This window comes from Streptomyces aureoversilis (genome assembly GCF_042657885.1).
Classification (GTDB): Bacteria; Actinomycetota; Actinomycetes; order Streptomycetales; family Streptomycetaceae; genus Streptomyces; species Streptomyces aureoversilis.
This window is the reverse complement of the sequence record NZ_JBHSKJ010000009.1, coordinates 315,516-328,981: the sequence shown is the minus strand read 5'-3', so window position 1 is coordinate 328,981 and position 13,466 is coordinate 315,516. Positions and strand designations below refer to the sequence as shown.

The window sequence follows — 13,466 nt, the reverse complement described above, 5'->3', positions numbered from 1 at the left end:
CAGAACTGACCGAGGACGGGGTATTTTATAGTCTGGCGTTGACTTTTGGCACGCTGTTGAGTTCTCAAGGAACGGACGCTTCCTTTGTACTCACCCTCTCGGGCTTTCCTCCGGGCGCTTCCCTTCGGTATTTCGTGTTCCGACTCTATCAGATCGTTTTCCGTGCCGTTCCCGGCTCGAATTCGTTTTCCGATCCCCTGTCGGCGGGGTGTTCACTACTTTAGCGGTTCTTCCCGGTGGCTCCTAATCGAGCCGATCGTCGTCATATTTCGGCACAGCAAAATATGACCCCGATCCGGGGTGACCTCGTAGTAGTGATTGTGCCGCCCACCGGTCCGTGCACACGGCACGTCCGTCTCAAGCGGCTCGGGCTACGTTAGGTCCTCGGCGTCCGAGAGTCAAGCACCGGCCTGTCGGCCCGTCTTGCCGGGTCCTTCCTTGCCGCCTCCCCCACGGTGCCGCGGCACGTGCGCGCGGTACGGGCTGACCGTCGGGTCGCCGTCCACCCAGAAGCGCCACGGGTGGGTGGCCCCCTCGCCGCCCACGCCCGTGCGCGGGCCGTTGCGGATCCGGTCCGGGGAGAGGGGGTGGCCGGCGAGGACGGCGAGCGGGGCGCCGGGGCCTGCACAGACGTCCGTGCCGTTCAGGCTGCGGTCGACACTCAGTGCCGTGGCCAGGCGGGCGGGGCCCTGCGCAAGCTCCCGGTCCTTGCGCGCCTTGGGGCGGCGTTCCCGGGCCAGGTCCTGCCCCTTGATCACTTCGCCCGCCCTGAGGAGGACGCCGCTCGCGGTGCCCTCCTCCCCGCAGACGAGGTTGAGGCTGAACCACATGCCGTAGATGAAGTAGACATACGCGTGCCCCGGCGGTCCGAACATCGAGGCATTGCGCTCGGTCCGGCCGCGGTAGGCGTGGGAGCCGGGGTCCGCTTCGCCCGCGTATGCCTCGACCTCCGTGATGCGGACCTCGATCGGTCCGTCGGAGGTCGTACGGACGAGGGTCCGGCCCAGCAGCTCGGGGGCGACCTCGAGCACGGGACGGTCGAAGAAGTCGCGGGCGATTGGCATACGGTCAGGCGCGGCGATCATGCCGATCGAGCGTAACGGACAAGAACGGAAGGACTCGCTCCGAATCAGTGGGGCGCGGGTCCGGTGAAGAGAGGTCGCGGTCATGGGGTTCAAGAAGCTGCTGGCGAGCCTGGGCGCCGGGGGCGCCTCGGTGGAGACGGTGCTGTTCGAGGAGAACGTCGTCCCCGGCGGCATCGTCCAGGGCGAGGTGCGGATCCAGGGCGGTTCCGTCGCTCAGGAGATCCAGGGGCTGTCCGTCGGGCTGCAGGCCCGGGTCGAGGTCGAGGGCGGCGACAGCGAGTACAAGCAGGACGTCGAGTTCACCCGCTTGCAGCTGGGCGGGGCGTTCGAGGTGGCCGCCGGGGCGGTGCACTCGGTGCCGTTCGGGCTGGAGGTCCCGTGGGAGACGCCGGTCACCACCTTCCTGGGGCGGCACCTGACGGGCATGGAGGTCGGGGTGACGACGCACCTGGCGATCGCCCGCGCCGTGGACTCCGGCGACCTCGATCCGGTGAACGTGCACCCGCTGCCGGCACAGCAGGCGATCCTGGACGCGTTCGGGCAGCTCGGCTTCGCCTTCAAGGCCGCGGACCTGGAGCGGGGCCGGATCCGGGGGACGCGCCAGCAGCTGCCCTTCTACCAGGAGATCGAGTTCCGTGCCCCGGCGCAGTACCGGGGGCTGAACGAGGTCGAGCTGTCGTTCGTCGCGGACGACCGCGAGATGGACGTCGTGCTGGAGATGGACAAGAAGCCGGGGCTGTTCTCCGAGGGCAGCGACACCTACCGGTCCTTCACGGTCGACCTGCACGCGTACGGGCAGACGGACTGGGCGGCGTACCTCAACCAGTGGCTGGCGGAGGTCGGCGGCCGGCGCAACTGGCTCTGACGGTCGCGTCCGGACCGGCCGCGGCTCGCCGCCCGCCTCCCGGGTCACCCCAGCAGCACCGCCAGCGGTGTCTCCGCCTCGGCCCAGTAGTCGACGGCGTCGCCGAAGATCGCCTCCGCCGTGCGGGCGTCCTTCGGCGACGCCTTGCGGAAGGCCGTCCACTCCTCGGCGAGGACCAGGTAGCCGCGTGCCTTGCCTTCCTCGCGCCACCACGAGAGGTCGGTGAGGCAGTCGGCGAGGGCGTCCCAGTTGCGGCCGAACCACTCGGGGAACTCCAGGTCGCCGGCGCACCGCTCGAGGAAGGCCGTCTTGGTGGTGACCCCGCCGAGGTGCAGGGTGGCCCCGCGCCAGTCGGCCTCGGCGGCGAGCGACACGACGCGGGGGGTGGTGTCGGTGGGCGGCAGCCGGTAGACGCCGGGCGGGGTCGTGCCGAGGAGGAGCCCGGTGAGTCCGGGGGCGGGCAGCAGGTCGGTCATGGCTGTACCACCGCTTCGAAGGTCTGGTAGTGGTCGCTGGTGTAGTAGCGCTCGGCGTGGCTGCCGGTGATGATGCGGCGGGCCCCGCGGTTGCGGGCGCCGGGCGTGGGGACGGTGTACTCGTGGTAGTAGCCGCGGGTCTGTTTCGGCAGCCGGTTCTCGTAGTTGCCGAAGACGGCGCCGTCCTTGTCGTACGGGAAGGGCCCGCCCTTGTCGATGAGGTCGAGGGTCTTGCGGGCCTCGGGCGGCAGCTTCTCCCGCGAGACGGTCTTCATGCCGTGCGCCCACGAGGGTGCGGGCGGCGCGGCGGTCGAGGCGCCGCCGCCCCCGCCCTTCTTGCCGCTGCCGCCGTCGGAGGAGGAGCAGCCGGGCAGGAGGAGCAGGGGGAGGGCGGCGAGGAGGACGGTCAGGGTGCGCAGGGCGCGGCCGGCCGGTCGTCCGATGGGGCCAAACTGTCGAAGCACGCTTCGTATGGTCTCAGCCGCAGCCCCTGAGGGCTCGTTAGGCTGACGTCTTCAGTGTTCCGCAGCATTCCCGTGCGTTACAGGAGGCGCAGAGGTGTCCGAGCAGAAGCGACGGCCGCTCCCCCACGATTTCCATCCGCCGGTGCCCTCGTTCGCGGTGACGAGCGACGATCTGACGGACGGTGGGACGCTCGCCCGGGATCAGGTCCACAGCGGCGGGAACGTCTCTCCGCAGCTGCGCTGGGAGGGCTTCCCCGCGGACACGAAGAGCTTCGCGGTGACGTGCTACGACCCGGACGCGCCGACGGGCAGCGGGTTCTGGCACTGGGTGCTGTTCGACATCCCGGCCTCGGTGACGGAGCTTCCGGCGGGCGCGGGCAGCGGGGACATGAAGGGGCTTCCGGCGGGCGCGGTGCACGCGCGCAACGACTACGGCACGCGGGACTTCGGCGGTGCCGCTCCGCCGCCGGGCGACGGGTCGCACCGCTACGTGTTCACGGTGTACGCGGTGGACCGGGAGAAGCTCGGACCGGACGCGGACGCCTCGCCGGCGGTGGTGGGCTTCCACCTGCGCTTCCATGCGCTGGGGCGGGCTCAGCTGATCGGTGAGTACGAGGCGCCGGCCGCGGGCTGAGGCTCCTGCGCGGGCCCGTCGTACGTGCTGCGCGGGCCCGTACCGGCGTGGTGCGACCGGAAAATCCGTTGCGCCCCGCCGCCCTTGGATCGCACAGTGGTGCATGGCTGACGGCCCCGCATGGCCGTCGGGCAGTGGACACCGCAGTGGCGGGGGCGGCGGGGCGCAGTTGCGCCCGCGGTCTGCCGGAGCCGGGCTGCGTGCCGGGCGACCGCGTCCGCTGCCGTGCGCTCCGGGCCCGTGTTCGTTACGGGGGAAGGGCCCGGAGCGTTGCCCCCCTTCTTCAGCCCCGTCCTCCCTCCTGCCCGCTTCGTCAGCCCTCACTTTCAACTCCCTTTCGCGGCACCGAAATTGCGTTGTCCGCTACGCAACCACCCCGGCACAGTTGAGCCACCTCGCCGCTGGGGCGGGGGTGATCCGGGAGGTGGCCGGGATGCGGGAGACGTTGGTCCTCAATGCGAGCTTCGAGCCGCTGGCGACGGTGTCGCTGCGGCGTGCGGTGGTGCTCGTGCTGCAGGGCAAGGCCGTGGTCGAGCAGGCCCGCCCGGGGCGCCGGGTGCGGGGCAGCGCGGTCGACGTACCCGCACCACAGGTGATCAGGCTCTGCCGGTACGTCCGGGTGCCGTTCCGAAGACGGGCGCCCTGGTCGCGGAGGGGGGTGCTGGTGCGGGACGGGCACCGGTGCGCGTACTGCGGGCGGCGGGCCACGACCGTGGACCACGTGGTGCCCCGGTCGCGCGGCGGCGAGGACAGCTGGCTGAACACGGTCGCGGCGTGCGCGGAGGACAACCACCGCAAGGCGGACCGGACGCCGGAGCAGGCGGGGATGCCGTTGCTGAGCCTGCCGTTCGAGCCCACTCCGGCGGAGTCTCTGCTCCTGGCGACGGGGGCGTACTGCGCCCCCGCCCGGCGTGACGCGGCGGCCTAGCGCAGCAGCATCTGCACGATTGCCACGACGCCCACGGCGACGATGACGCCCCGCAGCGCCGTGGGCGAGAGGCGGCGGCCGACCTTGGCGCCTATCTGCCCGCCGAGGGTGGAGCCGGCGGCGACGAGCAGGACGGCGGTCCAGTCGACGTGGGCGACGCAGATGAAGAAGAGCGCGGCGACGCCGTTGACGATGACGGCCAGGAGGTTCTTGAGGGCGTTGATGCGCTGGAGGTCGTCGCGCAGGAGCAGGCCCATGAGGGAGAGGTAGAGGACTCCTTGGGCCGCGCCGAAGTAGCCGCCGTAGGCGCTGGCGAGGAGCAGGCCGGTGAGGAGGGCGGGGCCGCCGTCGCTGCGCTCGCCCCCGGTGCCGTTGCGTTCGCGGCGGCGGGCCAGGGCCTTGGCGAGCCGGGGCTGGAGGACGACGAGGACCAGTGCGATGCCGATGAGGGCGGGCACGATGGCGTCGAACGCCTTCGAGGGCAGGGCGAGCAGCAGGACGGCTCCGGCGAGGCCGCCGACGAGGGCGGTGAGGCCGAGGCGGACGGCGCGGGCGCGCTGGCCGCGGAGTTCACGCCGGTAGCCGAGGGTGCCGCTGATGTTGCCGGTGACCAGGCCGATGGTGTTGGAGACGTTGGCGGTCACCGGTGGCAGGCCGACGGCGAGGAGCACCGGGAAGGTGAACAGGGTGCCGGAGCCGACGATGGTGTTGATGGTGCCCGCGCCGATGCCGGCGGCGAAGACCGCGAGTGCTTCCCAGATGGACAAGGCCATCTCCTTCATGATCAGGGTGTCGCCTCCCCGCCGTGGAAGGTCGAGGGGCCTTGCTGATCATGCAGGAGAGGGCGGCCTTCAGTCGATGCCGGGCTGCTCGCGGCGCGGAGGCTCCTTGGGGGACCGGGGGGACTTGGGGGCGCCGCCCATGGGGCCGAGGTTGCCGACGGCGCCGCTCAGGCCCTTGAGGGCGTCGCCGATCTCGCTGGGCACGATCCAGAGCTTGTTGGCGTCGCCTTCGGCGATCTTCGGGAGCATCTGGAGGTACTGGTAGGCGAGGAGCTTCTCGTCGGCGTCTCCGGCGTGGATGGACTCGAAGACCGTACGGATGGCCTGGGCCTCGCCCTCGGCGCGCAGGGCGGCGGCCCGGGCCTCGCCCTCGGCGCGCAGGATCGCGGACTGCTTCTCGCCCTCGGCGGTGAGGATCTGCGACTGGCGGATGCCCTCGGCGGTGAGGATCGCGGCGCGCTTGTCACGGTCGGCGCGCATCTGCTTCTCCATCGAGTCCTGGATGGAGGTCGGGGGCTCGATGGCCTTGAGCTCGACGCGGTTGACGCGGATGCCCCACTTGCCGGTGGCCTCGTCGAGGACACCGCGGAGGGCGGCGTTGATCTCCTCGCGGGAGGTGAGGGTCCGCTCCAGGTCCATGCCGCCGATGATGTTGCGCAGCGTGGTGACGGTGAGCTGCTCGATGGCCTGGATGAAGCTGGAGACCTCGTAGGTGGCGGCGCGGGCGTCGGTCACCTGGTAGTAGATGACGGTGTCGATGTTGACGACCAGGTTGTCCTGGGTGATCACCGGCTGCGGGGGGAACGGCACGACCTGCTCGCGCAGGTCGATGCGGTTGCGGATGGAGTCGATGAAGGGGACGACGATGTTCAGGCCGGCGTTGAGGGTGCGGGTGTAGCGGCCGAAGCGCTCCACGATGGCGGCGCTGGCCTGCGGAATGACCTGCACCGTCTTCATGAGGGCGATGAAGACGAGCACCACCAAGATGATCAGGACGATGATGATCGGTTCCATCGGGGCTCCCCGTGCCTCTGGTCGTTGATCGGGTGGACCGGGTTGATCCAGTTCGAGTCTTTCAGAACGCGGTGCCGCCGTGCAGGCGTTGACCGCACTTCACGGACTTCGCTTCCGCGGACGGCGCTTCGCGGACGGCGTTCCCCTGGGCACCGCGTCACATCACGACGGCCGTGGCGCCTTCGATCTCGACGACGTCGACGTGCTCGCCGGCCTCGAAGGTGCGCTCGGAGTCGAGGGCGCGGGCCGACCAGATCTCGCCGGCGAGCTTGATCCGGCCGCCGCTGCCGTCGACCCGCTCCAGGACGACGGCCTGCCGTCCCTTGAGGGCCTCCACGCCGCTCGCCAGCTCGGGCCGCTGGGCGCGGTGCCGCATGGCGACCGGGCGCACGACGGCGATGAGGGCGACCGACACGGCGGCGAAGACGACGAACTGCGCCACGGTGCCCGCACCGAGCGCGTTGGTCACGGCGGCGGCCACGGCGCCGAGAGCGAGCATGCCGAACTCGGGCATCGCGGTCACCACCAGCGGGATGCCCAGTCCGACGGCGGCCACCAGCCACCACACCCATGTGTCCACATGGTCATGGTAGGCGCGGTGACCGCCCCCGGGACAGGGCGCCCGGGGAGTCGGGCGCCCTGTTCGCGGGTCAGGAGAGCGGCAGGCCCTGGGCCGTCCAGCGGTCGCCCCGGCGCTCGACGACCAGCGGGAGGCCGAAGCAGTGGGAGAGGTTGCGGGAGGTGAGCTCCAGCTCGACGGGGCCGGCGGCCAGCACCTTGCCCTGACGGATCATCAGGACGTGGGTGAAGCCCGCGGGGATCTCCTCGACGTGGTGGGTGACCATGATCATCGAGGGGGCGAGCGGGTCGCGGGCGAGCCGGCCGAGGCGGCGCACGAGGTCCTCGCGGCCGCCGAGGTCGAGACCCGCGGCGGGCTCGTCGAGGAGCAGCAGCTCGGGGTCGGTCATCATCGCGCGGGCGATCAGGGTGCGCTTGCGCTCGCCCTCGGAGAGGGTGCCGAACTTGCGGTCCAGCAGGTCCGTCATGCCGAGGACGTCGAGGAAGGCGCGGGCGCGCTGCTCGTCGACCTCCTCGTAGCTCTCCTGCCAGGTGGCCGTCATGCCGTAGGCGGCGGTGAGGACCGTCTCCAGGACGGTCTGGCTGCGCGGCAGCTTGTCGGCGAGGGCGATGCCCGCCACGCCGATGCGCGGGCGCAGCTCGAACACGTCGACCGCGCCGAGCTTCTCGCCCAGGACCTTGACCGTGCCCGTGGTCGGGAAGAGGTAGCTGGAGGCGACATTCAGGAGGGTGGTCTTGCCCGCGCCGTTGGGGCCGAGGATGACCCAGCGCTCCCCCTCCTTGACCGACCAGGAGACCTGGTCCACCAGAGCCCGGCCCTCGCGGACCACGGATACGTCCACCAGTTCCAGCACTTCGCTCATGAGCGCGTTGTCTCCCATTGCAGTCTCGTCGTCGCGGCGCCGGTAAGCGCAGCCCCCAGGGAAAACCTACGCCACCCGCCGGGGACACCAGTCCTTAGGCTGGTGGCCATGCTCGATGAACATCGCTCAGGACGGCTCACCGCGTGGGGAAATGCCCTCATTGCCGGGTTTGCCGCACCTGATGACGCCGCGCACCAGATCACCGGGGATGACGCCGTCCACCGCGTCGTGGGCCTTCCCGGTGAATCCGGGCCCGTCGGCCTGACGCTCGCCCTCGGCCGGCTGCGGGCGCTGGGGGCCACGGGACTGCGCCTCGCCCTGCCGGCCCCCGGCCACCCGCTGGGCCTCAGCGGCCCGCCCGAGTTCAATGCCCGCGCCCTGGAGGCCGGGGAGGCGGTCGTCGCCACGGGAGCCGCACTGGGGCTCGTACCGGAGGTGCACGAGGCCGGGCCGGAGGGCGACGTGCACGTCGAGGTCGTCTGGCACTGCCTGCCCGTACGGGACGCGCCGCCGGCGGACGTGCCCTCCCTCGGGGAGGCCGAGCGGGAGCTCGCGGAGGCCCTGCGGGAGGCCACGGAGGTGCTCACGCGGCTGGACGTGGCGGGGTCGGGGCCGGTGGCGCAGGCAGCACTGGAGGCGTACCGGGCGCGGGCCGAGCGCGGGCGCGAGGTGCTGGCACCGGGGTATCCGCCGCGGGCGGTGCGCGTGCTGGAGCTGGCGCAGCGCGTGGGGGCGCTGATCGCGATCGCCCACGAGCCGGGAGACGGCGGCGGACGCGAGCACGGGGCCGCGGTGAGCGCGTCGGAGATGGCGGCGCGGGCGCAGGCGCTGCGACCGGTGGAGCGGACGGCCCGGCGGGCCCAGGTGGCCGCGTACAACGCGATCGTCGAGGAGCGGGCCCGCAGGCGGCACTGAGGCGGTGATCGCCCGTTTCGCACAGGAAGGGCGGAAGGTGCGGGAAGGCCCCGCGGACCCAGAGGTCCGCGGGGCCTTCCCGTTGCGCCGGTACGGGTCAGTGGTGCCCGTTGTGGCCACCCCAGTGACCGTTGTGGCCGTTGTGGCCGTCGTGCCGGTCGTGGCCGTTCCAGTGACCGCCGTCGTGGCCGTGCTTGTCGTGGTGACCGCGGTGCTCGTGGTAGCTGCGGTGCTCGTCCCAGCCGCTGCTGGCGTTGACGCAGGTGTTCCCGAAGGTCGGGTTCAGCAGGCCGATCAGGATGTCGATGGTGTTGCCGCAGACGTTCAGCGGCACCTGCACCGGGATCTGGATGACGTTGCCGGAGACGACGCCCGGCGAGCCCTTGGCGACGCCGTTGGCGATGGCGCCACCCGGGTGGTGGCGGTGCTGGTGCACCTGACGGTCGCTGTGGTCGTGGCGATCACCACGGTCGTGAGCGGATGCGACGCCCACAGTGGAACCGACGGCGAGCCCCGTGACCGCCAGGGCGAGAGCGGCTTTCTTGGCACTGTTCATGGTGAGGGTCTTCCTTCTGCTGACGTTCTCGGCGGCCCCAGCCGCGGGGTCGCGTAGTGATGAACGCCAGCGCACCGCCGACGGCACGGCCATCGGCGGTGTTGCCCTCGTTCGGACGATTGCTCGCCCGCGCCTGCCCGGGCTATGCAGGGCGCGCCGGGCAGGCGGGATGCACCGGTACTACTTGTTGACGCAGAGGTTGCCGGCGGCGGGGTTGAGGACGCCGACGATGCTGATGGTGTTGCCGCAGAGGTTGGTGGCGACCTTCACCGGAACCTGGACGACGTTGCCGGAGGCGACACCCGGGGAGTTCTTCGCCGTGCCGTCGGCCTGGGCGTGCGCAGAGGCGGCACCGGCACCGGCGAGGGCAAGACCGCCGGCGGCGATGGTGATGACTGCGGCCTTCTTCATGTTCTTCACTCTTCTTATGACCTTCCTAGGGCGTTGCCACGGCCAGCCGCCGCGGTACGCCATGGAGAACGGGCCGCGGCCATTCGGGTTGCGGGGCCGGAGCGACCACCACACGGTCGTATGAATCTCTGATCAGAACGCGACGTTCCGCTTTGCCGCGAGCCCGTGCCGGTCAGGCTCCGATCCCATGTCGGACGGCCCACAGCGCCGCCTGCGTCCGGTCGGCGAGGTCCAGCTTCATCAGAATGTTCGACACGTGGGTCTTGACGGTCTTCTCCGAGAGCACCAGCGCACGGGCGATCTCCCGGTTCGAACGGCCGTCCGCGATCAGCGCCAGGACCTCCCGCTCCCGCTCGGTCAGCGCGTTGCCCCGCCCCTGGCCCCCGCCCCCGGCCTCCTCCTGCGACAGCAGCGCCCCCGCCACCTCCGGCTGCAGCAGGACGTGGCCCGCGTGCACCGAGCGGATCGCGCCCGCCAGGGCGTCGGGGTCCACGTCCTTGTAGACGTAGCCCGCCGCCCCCGCACGCAGGGCCGGGATGACCGTGCGCTGCTCCGTGAAGCTCGTGACGATCAGCACCCGGGCGGGGTTCTCCAGCTCCCGCAGCCGGCGCAGCGCCTCGATCCCGTCGGTCCCGGGCATCTTCACGTCCATGAGGACGACGTCCGGGCGCAGCTCCTCCGTACGCTCGACGCCCTCCGCGCCGTCCGCCGCCTCCCCCACCACCTCGATGTCTTCCTGGACCTCCAGGAAGGTGCGCAGGCCCCTGCGGACCACCTGGTGGTCGTCCACCAGCACCACGCGGATCACTCCTTCAGCCACCGGGCACCTCCATCTCGATCGCGGTGCCCATCCCGGGCTCCGAGGTAACGGTCAGACTGCCGCCGACGCCGCTCGCGCGGTCCCGCATCGACACGAGGCCGAGGTGGCGGCCGGCCCGGCGGACGGCCTCGGGCTCGAAGCCGCAGCCGTCGTCGGCGACGCACAGCGCCGCGCCCTGGCCCGCGCGGGTGAGGGTGACCTGGACGCGGCCCGCTCCGGAGTGGCGCAGGGCGTTGTGCAGGGCCTCCTGGGCCACGCGCAGCAGGGCTTCCTCCTGGGCGGCCGGCAGGGCCCGTACGCCGTGGGAGGCGAAGGTGACCTTGGCGGTGTGGGCCCGGTCGAGGACCTGGATCTGGGTGCGCAGGGTCGCGACGAGGCCGTCCTCGTCCAGCCCCGCGGGCCGCAGCTCCACGACCGCGGCCCGCAGCTCGTCCGTGGCCTCCGCGGCGAGCCGGGCGGCCTCGTGCAGCTCCTCCTTGGCGCGGGCCGGGTCGCGGTCGATGAGCGCGGCGGCGGCCTGGGCGGTCAGCCGCAGCGAGAAGAGCTTCTGGGCGACGGCGTCGTGCAGCTCGTGGGAGAGGCGGGCGCGCTCCTCGGCGATGGTCAGCTCGCGGCTGCGCTCGTAGAGGCGGGCGTTGGTGAGGGCTATGGCCGCGTGCTGGGCGAGCACGCTCAGCAGCTCCTCGTCCTCCGCGGTGAAGCCGCAGGTGCGGCCGGCCTCCTCGAGGCCGCAGGGCGGCTCGCCGGTGCGGGCGGGGCGCCTCTTGTTCGCGAGGAACAGCGCGCCGAGGACCTCGTCGCCGTCCGCGACGGGCATGCCGATGAAGTCGCGCATGTCCGGGTGGGCGGGGGGCCAGCCGCCGAAGCGGGGGTCCGAGCGGACGTCGGCGAGGCGCTCGGGGGTCGCGTGCTGGATCATCGCGGCGAGGACGCCGTGCTGGCGGGGCAAGGGGCCGATGGCCTTCCACTGCTCGTCGCTGACGCCGTCGACGACGAACTGGGCGAAGCCGCCGTGGTCGTCCGGGACGCCGAGGGCCGCGTACCGGGCGTCCAGCAGCTCCCGGGCCGAGACGACGATCGTCTTGAGGACGTCGTGCACCTGCAGGTGTCTGCTCATGGCGAGGAGTGCGGTGCTCACGGCGGTGAGGCCGGAGCGGGGGCCATTGGTCATGGCCTTACGGTAGCGAGGGCCGCGGGGCCCGGGATCAGGCTGACGGTGGCCGGGCCTGAGTCGTTCGGCCTAGGCCGGTGGTCGGGTGGCTGCCCGCCCCCTGCCGTGGGCATGTACTCATCATGTCTATACCAACCCAGTGGACACCCACCCACGGCGACTCCTACCGGCCCGTGCCCTACCGGCCCCCTCGGATGCCCGTCCAGGAGTCCCTCGCCCGCGCCGCCGAGCTGCGCGAGCGGATGGACGGGCGGCGGACGGTGCGGCAGTTCTCCGCCGATCCGGTGCCGGAGCAGGTGATCCGGGACGCCATCGCGTGCGCGGCCACCGCGCCCTCCGGGGCGCACCAGCAGCCGTGGACCTTCGTCCTGGTGAAGGACCCGGGGGTGCGGCGGCGCATCCGTGCCGCCGCGGAGGAGGAGGAGCAGCTCTCGTACGCGGGCCGGCTGGGCGAGGAGTGGCTGGCGGCCCTGCGGCCGCTGGGCACGGACGAGGTCAAGCCGCACCTGACGGACGCGCCCGCACTGATCGTGGTCTTCCAGCAGCGCTACTGGCTCGGCGAGGGCGGGGAGAAGCGCAAGCACTACTACGTGGACGAGTCGGTCGGCATCGCGGTCGGGATGCTGCTGTCCGCGCTGCACCTGTCGGGGCTGGCCGCCCTGGTGCACACCCCGAGCCCGATGCGTTTCCTGTCCGAGGTGCTGGGCCGTCCGGTGAACGAGAAGGCCTTCGCGGTGATCCCCGTCGGCTATCCGGCGGACGACTGCCAGGTGCCGGACCTGGTGCGCAAGAGCCTCGATCAGGTGCTGGTGGAGGTCTGAGCCCGGAGCGGCACGCTGTGTGCGGAGCCGGTCGCACCGGGCGACGGGAGCGCCCGCCCGGTGTGACCCCGCACATAGGACGCACGTCACCTACGATCCCGCCTAGTGGGCGCATAAAACCGGCGTAAGCGGGTGGCAGGGGCCCTTTTGACCTTCCCTTTGCCACTCCCCGCAGCCCCCTCGGCAACGAAGCCGGGTAGTACGTCACGCCTTTGCCACAGCATTTTGCGGCCGCTAAGAATTCTCCCGTCGCACGGCGCCGTCGATCGAGACGCGGCGCTCATTCGCGCCGCTCCGGGCCACTGCGACTTCGTGCGATCGGAAGGTTCACCCCAGCATGCGCTCCCCCATCTCTGGTTATAGCCGCCTGTCCAGGATCCAGAAGTTCTCCGCCGCCGGCGTCGCCGCCGCGGGCGTCGCCGCTCTGACGTTCGCCGCGATACCGGGCTCCGCCGAGGCGGAGAAGCAGCCCATCGCCGTCAAGCCCGTCGCGTGGAGCGCGGAGGCCTTCGGCCACCAGGAGCAGCAGGAGCAGCTCACCAAGCAGGCCGACAACGCCGCCAAGCAGGCGCAGGCCCAGGCCGAGGCCAAGAAGAAGGCCGACGCCGAGGCCGCCGCCAAGGCGAAGGCCGACAAGGAGCGCGCCGACAAGGAGGCCGCGAGCCGTTCGCAGGAGCGCAAGCCGGTCCAGGCCGCGCCCGCCCCGGCTCCGAAGACCTACGCCAACAACCTCGACGGCTGGATCAAGGAAGCCCTCGACGTCATGAAGGCCAAGGGCATCCCGGGTTCCTACAACGGCATCTACCGCAACATCATGCGGGAGTCGACCGGCAACCCGAAGGCCATCAACCTCTGGGACTCCAACGCCGCCAAGGGCATCCCCTCCAAGGGCCTGCTCCAGGTGATCGACCCGACCTTCAAGGCGTACCACGTCGAGGGCACCTCCTGGGACATCTACGACCCGGTCGCCAACATCACCGCCGCGTGCAACTACGCGTGGAAGGTCTACGGCTCCATGGACAACGTGAACTCGGCCTACTAAGGGCGGGAGCGCGGACAGCGACGTACGCCGAAGGGCGGCA

At 71.5% G+C, this 13,466-nt stretch carries 18 protein-coding genes; 7 read left to right on the top strand and 11 right to left on the bottom strand.

Features of this window, described 5'->3' with window-relative positions:
- Positions 1-224, top strand: a 224-nt coding sequence (locus tag ACFPP6_RS18585; RefSeq protein WP_382043276.1) for a hypothetical protein, incomplete at its 5' end; no start/stop codon positions are given.
- Between the two features lie 174 nt (positions 225-398).
- Here the strand turns inward: ACFPP6_RS18585 and ACFPP6_RS18580 are convergent.
- Positions 399-1,085: a DNA-3-methyladenine glycosylase gene (locus tag ACFPP6_RS18580; RefSeq protein ID WP_382043273.1), complete on the bottom strand. Its 687-nt coding sequence runs from the start codon at positions 1,083-1,085 to the stop codon at positions 399-401.
- An 82-nt stretch (positions 1,086-1,167) separates the two neighbouring features.
- Between ACFPP6_RS18580 and ACFPP6_RS18575 the strand changes: the two genes are divergently transcribed.
- On the top strand, positions 1,168-1,950 hold the full coding sequence (locus ACFPP6_RS18575; protein ID WP_382043271.1) for a sporulation protein: 783 nt from the start codon (positions 1,168-1,170) through the stop codon (positions 1,948-1,950).
- A 44-nt stretch (positions 1,951-1,994) separates the two neighbouring features.
- Here the strand turns inward: ACFPP6_RS18575 and ACFPP6_RS18570 are convergent, their stop codons facing one another.
- Positions 1,995-2,426 carry a barstar family protein gene (locus ACFPP6_RS18570; RefSeq protein ID WP_382043268.1) on the bottom strand — a complete coding sequence of 144 codons (432 nt, stop codon included), beginning with the start codon at positions 2,424-2,426 and terminating at the stop codon, positions 1,995-1,997.
- Entirely contained in the window at positions 2,423-2,890 is a 468-nt protein-coding gene (locus ACFPP6_RS18565) for a guanyl-specific ribonuclease (RefSeq protein WP_382043266.1), read from the bottom strand. Before ACFPP6_RS18565 ends, ACFPP6_RS18570 begins: the two co-directional genes overlap by 4 nt.
- A 94-nt stretch (positions 2,891-2,984) precedes the next feature.
- Here ACFPP6_RS18565 and ACFPP6_RS18560 point away from each other — a divergent pair, with 94 nt between their 5' ends.
- Positions 2,985-3,524: a YbhB/YbcL family Raf kinase inhibitor-like protein gene (locus ACFPP6_RS18560; RefSeq protein WP_382043263.1), complete on the top strand. Its 540-nt coding sequence runs from the start codon at positions 2,985-2,987 to the stop codon at positions 3,522-3,524.
- A 433-nt stretch (positions 3,525-3,957) separates the two neighbouring features.
- Positions 3,958-4,452 (top strand): HNH endonuclease, encoded by a 495-nt coding sequence (locus ACFPP6_RS18555; RefSeq protein WP_382043260.1) that lies wholly within the window; start codon positions 3,958-3,960, stop codon positions 4,450-4,452.
- Here ACFPP6_RS18555 and ACFPP6_RS18550 read toward each other — a convergent pair.
- The 4 genes from ACFPP6_RS18550 to ACFPP6_RS18535 form a co-directional block, all read right to left on the bottom strand.
- A complete protein-coding gene (locus ACFPP6_RS18550) occupies positions 4,449-5,219 on the bottom strand; it encodes a sulfite exporter TauE/SafE family protein (RefSeq protein WP_382043257.1) in 771 nt (256 codons plus the stop codon). The two genes, ACFPP6_RS18555 and ACFPP6_RS18550, sit on opposite strands and share 4 nt — an antisense overlap.
- Before the next feature lie 84 nt (positions 5,220-5,303).
- Entirely contained in the window at positions 5,304-6,248 is a 945-nt protein-coding gene (locus ACFPP6_RS18545; protein ID WP_058045024.1) for an SPFH domain-containing protein, read from the bottom strand.
- A gap of 157 nt (positions 6,249-6,405) precedes the next feature.
- Entirely contained in the window at positions 6,406-6,828 is a 423-nt protein-coding gene (locus ACFPP6_RS18540; RefSeq protein WP_256790786.1) for an NfeD family protein, read from the bottom strand.
- 70 nt (positions 6,829-6,898) lie between these two features.
- On the bottom strand, positions 6,899-7,708 hold the full coding sequence (locus ACFPP6_RS18535; protein WP_058045023.1) for an ABC transporter ATP-binding protein: 810 nt from the start codon (positions 7,706-7,708) through the stop codon (positions 6,899-6,901).
- 90 nt (positions 7,709-7,798) lie between these two features.
- Between ACFPP6_RS18535 and ACFPP6_RS18530 the strand changes: the two genes are divergently transcribed.
- Positions 7,799-8,605, top strand: a complete 807-nt coding sequence (locus ACFPP6_RS18530; protein ID WP_382043252.1) for a hypothetical protein — start codon at positions 7,799-7,801, stop codon at positions 8,603-8,605.
- Between the two features lie 97 nt (positions 8,606-8,702).
- Here ACFPP6_RS18530 and ACFPP6_RS18525 read toward each other — a convergent pair whose 3' ends face one another.
- The 4 genes from ACFPP6_RS18525 to ACFPP6_RS18510 form a co-directional block, all read right to left on the bottom strand.
- Complete coding sequence (locus ACFPP6_RS18525) at positions 8,703-9,161, bottom strand: chaplin (protein WP_382043250.1); 459 nt, start codon at positions 9,159-9,161, stop codon at positions 8,703-8,705.
- Between the two features lie 180 nt (positions 9,162-9,341).
- Positions 9,342-9,581 carry a chaplin gene (locus ACFPP6_RS18520; RefSeq protein ID WP_382043247.1) on the bottom strand — a complete coding sequence of 80 codons (240 nt, stop codon included), beginning with the start codon at positions 9,579-9,581 and terminating at the stop codon, positions 9,342-9,344.
- A 163-nt stretch (positions 9,582-9,744) separates the two neighbouring features.
- Positions 9,745-10,392 (bottom strand): response regulator, encoded by a 648-nt coding sequence (locus ACFPP6_RS18515; protein WP_382043244.1) that lies wholly within the window; start codon positions 10,390-10,392, stop codon positions 9,745-9,747.
- Positions 10,385-11,563, bottom strand: coding sequence for a GAF domain-containing sensor histidine kinase (locus ACFPP6_RS18510; RefSeq protein WP_382043241.1), 1,179 nt, complete (start codon positions 11,561-11,563; stop codon positions 10,385-10,387). Before ACFPP6_RS18510 ends, ACFPP6_RS18515 begins: the two co-directional genes overlap by 8 nt.
- A 122-nt stretch (positions 11,564-11,685) precedes the next feature.
- Between ACFPP6_RS18510 and ACFPP6_RS18505 the strand changes: the two genes are divergently transcribed.
- A complete protein-coding gene (locus ACFPP6_RS18505) occupies positions 11,686-12,384 on the top strand; it encodes a nitroreductase family protein (RefSeq protein WP_382043238.1) in 699 nt (232 codons plus the stop codon).
- 337 nt (positions 12,385-12,721) lie between these two features.
- Complete coding sequence (locus tag ACFPP6_RS18500; protein ID WP_382043235.1) at positions 12,722-13,426, top strand: transglycosylase SLT domain-containing protein; 705 nt, start codon at positions 12,722-12,724, stop codon at positions 13,424-13,426.
- Positions 13,427-13,466: the final 40 nt, after the last annotated feature.

Coding starts and splice junctions, on each gene's coding strand:
- ACFPP6_RS18580 (WP_382043273.1), bottom strand. CDS start 1,085: ATGATCGCCGCGCCTGACCGTATGCCAATCGCCCGCGACTTCTTCGAC.
- ACFPP6_RS18575 (WP_382043271.1), top strand. CDS start 1,168: ATGGGGTTCAAGAAGCTGCTGGCGAGCCTGGGCGCCGGGGGCGCCTCG.
- ACFPP6_RS18570 (WP_382043268.1), bottom strand. CDS start 2,426: ATGACCGACCTGCTGCCCGCCCCCGGACTCACCGGGCTCCTCCTCGGC.
- ACFPP6_RS18555 (WP_382043260.1), top strand. CDS start 3,958: ATGCGGGAGACGTTGGTCCTCAATGCGAGCTTCGAGCCGCTGGCGACG.
- ACFPP6_RS18545 (WP_058045024.1), bottom strand. CDS start 6,248: ATGGAACCGATCATCATCGTCCTGATCATCTTGGTGGTGCTCGTCTTC.
- ACFPP6_RS18535 (WP_058045023.1), bottom strand. CDS start 7,708: ATGGGAGACAACGCGCTCATGAGCGAAGTGCTGGAACTGGTGGACGTA.
- ACFPP6_RS18530 (WP_382043252.1), top strand. CDS start 7,799: ATGCTCGATGAACATCGCTCAGGACGGCTCACCGCGTGGGGAAATGCC.
- ACFPP6_RS18525 (WP_382043250.1), bottom strand. CDS start 9,161: ATGAACAGTGCCAAGAAAGCCGCTCTCGCCCTGGCGGTCACGGGGCTC.
- ACFPP6_RS18510 (WP_382043241.1), bottom strand. CDS start 11,563: ATGACCAATGGCCCCCGCTCCGGCCTCACCGCCGTGAGCACCGCACTC.
- ACFPP6_RS18505 (WP_382043238.1), top strand. CDS start 11,686: ATGTCTATACCAACCCAGTGGACACCCACCCACGGCGACTCCTACCGG.
- ACFPP6_RS18500 (WP_382043235.1), top strand. CDS start 12,722: ATGCGCTCCCCCATCTCTGGTTATAGCCGCCTGTCCAGGATCCAGAAG.